The sequence below is a fragment of the Mycobacterium sp. genome (assembly GCF_035499775.1).
Classification (GTDB): Bacteria; Actinomycetota; Actinomycetes; order Mycobacteriales; family Mycobacteriaceae; genus Mycobacterium.
The window spans coordinates 1-3,824 of sequence record NZ_DATJYB010000382.1 but is presented as its reverse complement, the minus strand read 5'-3'; the positions used below and the strand labels follow the sequence as shown (position 1 = coordinate 3,824).

Below are 3,824 nucleotides of genomic sequence, written 5' to 3'. Positions count from 1 at the left end.
GTGGTACTTCCCGGGCAAGGGAGAGGCATTCGATCCAGCCGGGCACTACAACATCTGCACTGGCGGCTACGTGAAGGGCAACTAGTCACGAGTGCGAGGAGCGCCAATGCGCGGCAAACGATTACGTCAACTGATCCTCATCGCCGGGGTAGCGGGCGTGGCGGCATGCGGCAATACGACGACCAACTCCGCCAAGGACAGCGGCAATGCAGCGGAACCCGCAGGGGCGCCGTCGATCACGACCGAGCCGTTCGGCGAGGTGGGCGGGACGCCGGTGAGCCGCTACACGCTCAGCAGCGGGCACGGCATGCGCGTCCGAATCCTGACCTACGGCGGCATCATTCAATCGATCGAGGTCCCCGATCGCACCGGACATGTCGACAATGTGGTACTGGGCTTTCCGACCCTGATCGGCTACCTCAACAACACCGGATCCGCCAAGACCTATTTCGGCGCGATCATCGGTCGCTATGGCAACCGGATCGCCAAGGGCGCTTTCTCGTTGAACGGCAACGAATATCACTTGCCGATCAACAACAATGGCAACAGCCTGCATGGCGGCACCGCGGGCTTCGATACGAAGGTGTGGCAGGCCAGTCAGCAGAACGGTGGCGACAGCGTGGGTCTGAAACTCCAATATATAAGTCCCGCAGGCGAAATGGGCTATCCCGGGACGCTGACGACCACCGTCACCTACACCCTGGACCACAAAAACGAACTGCGCGTCAACTACCACGCGACCACCGATGCGCCGACCGTTGTCAACCTGACCAATCACAGCTACTTCAACCTGGCAGGTGAGGACAGGCTCGACGTCTACGGCCAGAGGGTCACCATCTTTGCCGACAACTACACGCCAACCGACCCCACACAGATCCCGACCGGGCAGATCGCCCCGGTGAAGAACACACCGTACGACTTCACATCACCGATCACGATCGGCGCGCATATCACCGCGAATGACCCGCAGCTGCTGCTGGCCCACGGTTACGACCACAACTGGGTGATCAACCGCGGCAACAACACTGGTCTGGTGCAGGCGGCCAGGGCCGAGGATCCGCAGACGGGACGCACCCTGATTGTGTCCACAACCGAGCCCAGTGTGCAGTTCTACACGTCCAACTTCATCGACGGGACGTTCACGGGCACCAGCGGGCACATCTACCGGCAGGGCGCGGGATTCACGATGGAGACCCAGCACTACCCGGATTCGCCGAATCATCCGAACTTCCCGACCACCATGCTCAACCCGGGCCAGACCTACGATTCGACAACGGTTTTTGCCTTCGGCACCGAATAAGCGCCGTGCGGCGCCTATTCGGCCGATGTTTCCCGACCGTCCGTCGCAATCGAATTCGCGAATGTCTAGACCAGATCGGGAACCCGCCCTACGCTGCGGATCGCAGGCTATCGAGTTGGTTTCCGGGTGAGTGAAGCTGCAGAGCAGGTAGTGCGAAGGTTTTTGGCGGCCCTCAAGCAATCCGACGTGAACGAACTTGTCAGTTTCTTCGGCGCCGACGCCGTCTGGACCGACGGGCCGAGAGGTACCTATCGCGGGGCCGACGCCATCAGGGCCGAGATCGAAGCGCAAGTGCAACTCGTTCCAAGTATCACGGTCGAGGTCAGGAACCTTGTGGCGAGTGGTGGCACCGTCATGGTTGAACGGGCCGATGTTTTCGAGATTCAAGGGAAGTCATTCGACCTGGAGGTCGTCGGCGTCTTCGAGGTCGACGGCAATGGCAGGATCGTGCGCCTGCGCGATTACTACGACCTCAACTCGCTGATGGATCGCATCGCCGCCGCGTTTGCTTCGGGCACCTGACACGGTTGCGGCGGTGAGCGCACCCTTATCGGCGCGGCGGGCTAACGGTGATGCGGCGGCTGCTCGTCGCGGAGCCGGCCCTCGTCCCACTCCGCGCGCACCTGATCCTCGTCGCCGAACCGCTCCAAATCGTCGGGCGCGACGTGCGGCCGCGGCGGTTTCGGCGAGGCGGGTGGCGGGGGTGGGGGTTCGGTGGGCATGAGGAGATTGTCTCTGCCTTAGGCAGATAGTTCCGGCAGGCACCGCGGCCGCGTGAACGATGTGAATTCGAAATAGCCACAGCGTGACCGTTCGGGACGCCCTCCCGCGATTTGTCGACAGGTGTGGCCGGCGCGGGCTATGAATCTACGGTGAGCAACCACCATGTGAACCTGACCCCGCAGGAAAGTTCGTTGATCGGCGCGGCTCATCCCGAGGCTCTGGCCCGCATGGACGAGAAGTCGCTGAAGGAACTGCAGGGCAAGCTCAGGCGGGCACGCGAGAAGAACTTCAGCCTGTTGCGGCGCCAGGGTGCGGCCCGAGTGGAGGTCGAAGGTGCCCGCGGCGCCGCCCAGCCGGCCAACGAAAAGCGCAGTGAAAAGGTAGAGGTTTTCGACGAGGCGCTGGCTCGGGTGAACCAGCGCCTCGAAGCCGTCAGCGACGCCGGGTAGCAGTGGGCTCTTTACGGCTCTTGAAGCGACGATCGATACGCGGCAAGGCGAACGATAGCTAGCGCAAGTAGACGAGGGCATTGTTGCCGCCCTGGCATACCGAGCCGGCGGCGGTACATGTCATGGAGTAAGTCTGACCGGTAACCGGGCTGCGCACGTTGAACGGAAGCGAGCCGTTTCCATAGGAGTGGTAAGCCTCGGCTGTGGCCATGGCGAATTCGCACGAGGTCTGCGAGTTGCCGGCGTAAACCGACGCCCCGCGGCTGGACTTGCCGCAGTAGGTGTCGGCTACGGCCGGCGGGGCCCCGATCACCGTAATTCCCACAGCGACTGCGAATGACACAGCAGAAACTCCGAGAACTTGCTTGATCATCAGGCGAACCTTTCATTGCGGGTTGCAGTTAGCTGACCGGAATTGCGTCCGATCCGCAAGGCCGTTTCCTCCTCCCACGCCGCGCGGGCCTGCTCCTCGTCGCCGTACCTCTCCAAGTCCTCGGGTGTGACGTGCATCCGAGGCGGTTTCGTCCGAGTCGGCGGCGTGTGCGGGTTCAGCGGTGACCGACATCACAATCGGCGTTTCGCCGTGTTCCACGGCGGTCGCTCAGGTACGGTCATCGCGTTGGAGGCGCTCAGCAGGCAGTTCGCTCAGCGTGTGGGACCATCCCGGGGCCAACGCGAGGAGGTCACGATCTTTCGGTGTCGCGCTGAATTCTTTTCGGGACAAACGGCATTCGAAGCCCAGCGGCTTCAGCATTACCGGTGCGCGCGAGATCTCGACACCATCAGTTCCCCTAACGCTGCGCTTGCAGAGGGATCCTCGTGAGCAGATTCACCGAGACGATGTTTTCCAGTGCGCAGTGCACCATCCACGGCATGGTCACCGGCGAGCCGAACGCGCCTGTCCGGCACTCCTGGGCGGAAGTGCATCAGCGGGCTCGACAGGTTGCTGGTGGCCTGGCCGCGACGGGCGTCGGACCTGGTGACGCCGTTGCCGTGCTGGCCGGTGACCCGGCCGAGATCGCGCCGACCGCGCAGGGCATCTGGATGCGGGGTGCCAGCCTGACCATGCTGCATCAGCCCACGCCGCGCACCGACCTGCAGCGCTGGGCCGAGGAGACCACCTCCGTCATCAAGATGATCGACGCGAAGTGTGTCGTCGTCTCTGACCCGTTCATGGCTGCGGCACCAGTGCTGTCTCAGCTGGGCATGCGGGTGGTGACCATCGGTCAACTGCTCGACAGCCGCCGGATCGACCCGGTTGAGACCGACGACGATGACTTGGCATTCATGCAGTTGACTTCCGGATCGACGGGATTTCCCAAGGCGGTTCGCATCACCCACGCAAACATCGT

At 62.9% G+C, this 3,824-nt stretch carries 6 protein-coding genes; 4 read left to right on the top strand and 2 right to left on the bottom strand.

The window, feature by feature from the left end:
• Positions 1–106 precede the first annotated feature (106 nt).
• Together VML93_RS23590 and VML93_RS23585 are read left to right on the top strand one after the other, a co-directional pair.
• The gene (locus VML93_RS23590) at positions 107–1,300 is read left to right on the top strand and encodes an aldose epimerase family protein (protein ID WP_325614701.1); all 1,194 of its coding nucleotides are present in this window, start codon (positions 107–109) and stop codon (positions 1,298–1,300) included.
• Between the two features lie 126 nt (positions 1,301–1,426).
• A complete protein-coding gene (locus VML93_RS23585; RefSeq protein ID WP_325614700.1) occupies positions 1,427–1,822 on the top strand; it encodes a nuclear transport factor 2 family protein in 396 nt (131 codons plus the stop codon).
• 41 nt (positions 1,823–1,863) lie between these two features.
• Here VML93_RS23585 and VML93_RS23580 read toward each other — a convergent pair whose 3' ends face one another.
• Entirely contained in the window at positions 1,864–2,022 is a 159-nt protein-coding gene (locus tag VML93_RS23580; RefSeq protein ID WP_325614699.1) for a hypothetical protein, read from the bottom strand.
• A gap of 150 nt (positions 2,023–2,172) precedes the next feature.
• On the opposite strand from VML93_RS23580, the gene VML93_RS23575 reads away from it, so the two are divergent.
• A complete protein-coding gene (locus VML93_RS23575) occupies positions 2,173–2,472 on the top strand; it encodes a hypothetical protein (RefSeq protein WP_325614698.1) in 300 nt (99 codons plus the stop codon).
• 58 nt (positions 2,473–2,530) lie between these two features.
• Here VML93_RS23575 and VML93_RS23570 read toward each other — a convergent pair whose 3' ends face one another.
• Positions 2,531–2,845: a hypothetical protein gene (locus tag VML93_RS23570; RefSeq protein WP_325614697.1), complete on the bottom strand. Its 315-nt coding sequence runs from the start codon at positions 2,843–2,845 to the stop codon at positions 2,531–2,533.
• A gap of 446 nt (positions 2,846–3,291) precedes the next feature.
• Between VML93_RS23570 and VML93_RS23565 the strand changes: the two genes are divergently transcribed.
• Positions 3,292–3,824, top strand: a 533-nt coding sequence (locus tag VML93_RS23565) for an AMP-binding protein (RefSeq protein ID WP_325614696.1), incomplete at its 3' end; no start/stop codon positions are given.